This is a genomic window from uncultured Mucilaginibacter sp. (assembly GCF_903913935.1).
GTDB lineage: Bacteria > Bacteroidota > Bacteroidia > Sphingobacteriales > Sphingobacteriaceae > Mucilaginibacter.
The window spans coordinates 1-2,841 of sequence record NZ_CAIWNH010000432.1 but is presented as its reverse complement, the minus strand read 5'-3'; the positions used below and the strand labels follow the sequence as shown (position 1 = coordinate 2,841).

The 2,841-nt window shown below is 42.5% G+C and carries 3 protein-coding genes; all 3 read right to left on the bottom strand.

What is annotated here, in order from left to right; genetic code table 11:
* Nucleotides 1-1,047 (bottom strand): carboxypeptidase-like regulatory domain-containing protein (locus QZY09_RS17390; protein WP_295674426.1); only part of this gene is annotated, 1,047 nt, incomplete at its 3' end.
* 40 nt (nt 1,048-1,087) lie between these two features.
* Nucleotides 1,088-2,074, bottom strand: a complete 987-nt coding sequence (locus tag QZY09_RS17385) for a FecR family protein (RefSeq protein WP_295674423.1) — start codon at nt 2,072-2,074, stop codon at nt 1,088-1,090.
* A 78-nt stretch (nt 2,075-2,152) separates the two neighbouring features.
* Entirely contained in the window at nt 2,153-2,737 is a 585-nt protein-coding gene (locus tag QZY09_RS17380; RefSeq protein ID WP_295674421.1) for an RNA polymerase sigma factor, read from the bottom strand.
* Nucleotides 2,738-2,841: the final 104 nt, after the last annotated feature.

Sequence of the window (2,841 nt, the reverse complement as noted above, 5' to 3'; positions counted from 1 at the left end):
AGGCGAGGACGGCACCGGCACCGGCTTTCTTTTTAGCTGGTAAACAACAAACCCTTCTTCGTTCAGCTGGTTATATAACACCGACCGTAAAAAATGCATTATTGAACCGTTATAAGCCTTCAGCCTGTTTTTTTTCCATTTTGCCCGCTGGCTTTTGTCGCCTGCAATTGGTTCAAATAAAACCTGGCCTTTATAAGTAACTTTATTGATCACCCGGTCATCTGTAAAATCGCTTAAACCATATTTCAATTTATAACCCAGGGCACTATTTTCAATTTCAAGTATGTCAGTTGAGGATCCCTTAAGCATTTTGGTTTTGTCATCGTAACTCAGCTCCAGCACCTCCGGATTTATTATTTTGCATTTATCCGCAAAGCCCGACCTTCCTAAAAACTCCTCTTTAAACCACCTGTAATTTCTCTCCCAGTTTGGATCCACCTGCACCTTAACCTCTGATAATTTGATCACCTTTGGCACCAGTTCAATATCGTGTACGTTGATATTCTGGTTATCCATAAAAAGCATCCCCTGGTAAGTAGCGTACCCTATTACCGTCACAATTACCTGGTACTTCCCCGGGTTTGATACGTTTAACTTAAAAGTACCGTCGTCACCTGTAGTTACACCGATGGTTGAATTACTTAGAAAAACACTCGCATTAACTATAGGTTTTTTATCGATACTATCCACAACGCGCCCGCTTATTTCGTAAACCATTTCCCTGGCTTTGCGCTGCAGTAAAATATTCTTGTCAACCTGTTTAAAATTCAGGTTGGTATTTTGCAACAGGGCCGTAAGGGTTTGTTCAATGGTGCGGGTGGCTGGTTCAAGGTTCAAATGGCCAAGCGGTTTGATGTCTTCGTCGCGGTAATAAAAACGTAAATCCGTTTGCTTTTCTATTCTTTTTATCGCTGTTTCCAAACTCTCGTCTTTCAGGCCAAGGGTTACCTTTTCTATTGAAATGCTTTGCCCGTTCGCACATGCAGCAAAAAATAGCAGAGAGCTTACCGCTAATACAATAGCTATAATTAACCGGGGCTGTATCAATTTTATAATTTAGGTTTTATTACTAGTTTGAAAATGGCCGCTAATTGCATCCCGGGCCATCAATAACAATACTTCCGTCGGGCCTGGTTTTATAGGTAGCGTTATTAAACATGCAAATAATGTTTAAAATTTCATCCAGCTTTTCAGCTTTTATAGCTGTACCCGTAAAACGGCAGTTTTTAACCTTATCATTGGCAAAGCTGATCTTCACTTTAAAACGTTGCTGTAGCTGGTTGGCGGCATCGGCAAAAGTTACATTATTAAAATGCAGGTTACTCTCCAGCCATGCGATCACCGATTCAGCGTCAACATTTTTTTGCGAATGCTGAAGGCTGATTTCATTAAAACTAATCTGCTGGTTTGGGGTAATTACACCTAAAGGTTGGTTTCCGTTGGCAACGCTTACTTTTCCACGGGTTACCGTAACTACTATTGTATGTTCCTTTTTATCTTCTTTGATATTAAAAGCCGTGCCCAGCACGGTAGTTACCACCTTACCGGTGTGTATAATGAATGGTTTGGAAGCATCATGCTGAATATCGAAATAGGCTTCGCCCGATAAATATACTTCGCGGGTTTTACCGGCAAATTTAACGGGGTATTTTAATGCCGACATTGAGTTCACCTCTATCTTGCTTCCGTCAGGCAAAACCACCTGTTTCTTTTGATTATCCGGAACATTAATTACGGCAAAACTAGCCGTTGCCGAAGTTGTTTTAACGGCGGCCTTTTGAAGGAAGATCGTAAAAATGATAACAATGGCTGCAGCCACCGCGGCAAAACCAAGCAGCCAGATCCTGCCGGGATGCATACGTACCACGCGGGTATTATCTATCCCTGCTTCTGCTTCAATATCCCTGAACAAACTTGCCAGCCAACGGTCACGGCTAATTTTATCCATCCGCTCCCAGGGCGAACCTGCGGCATGGTGCTGATCGAGCCATGCGTCCACCTGCTCCATTTCTCCCGGCGTTGCCTCTCCTTTTAAGTAGCGATCTAAAATATCTTCCATATCAATCCGGCTCATTGCTATTTAAATTTGATAATTGTCGGTTGAAAATGTAAAACGTACCATAGTCAATATCATTATTTATTTGATTTTTTTTTAATGAAACCACCAGAACATAAAAAGCAGCGGGCTTATCCGCATTAACGATTTCCGCAAATGCTTTAATGCTGCTGATAACTGGTTCTTAACGGTTTGTTCGGAAAGGCTTAGTTTTTGGGCGATCTCAGGATTACTCAGGCCCTCGTCACGGCTTAACTTATAAATTTGCTTTACCCTGTCAGGAAGCTGGTCGAGTGAATGCTGGATAGCTTGCTGCAGCTCTTTCGCTTCCAGTTGCTTATCGCCGCCATGCTGAAAAAAAGAAGGTAACGATTGCAGGGCCAATGCATAGTCCTCACGCGTGATGTTTTTCCGGATCTTATCAATGATCCGGTGGCGCACAATGCCATACAGGTACGATTGTAAGTTTGAAGTGATCTGCAGTTGTTCCCTGTTTTCCCACAGCTTCACAAACAGATCCTGCAGCAGATCGCGGGCATCTTCCAGGTCATAAAGTTTTGACGCTGCAAAACCGGCGAGGCTTTTACCATACCGCCGGTAAATTTCAGCAAATGCCAGCGGATCACCATTTTTTAATAGGGCAACCAGGCGCTCGTCTGGAAATTTGATATAGGCGGTCATATTGGTATGTAATGCCTAAAATAGGATTAAATAAACAGAAGAACAACTGGGCGCCGATTCAGTTGTTAATCTTTGCATGCAGATTTGTCAACTTTTAAAAAATT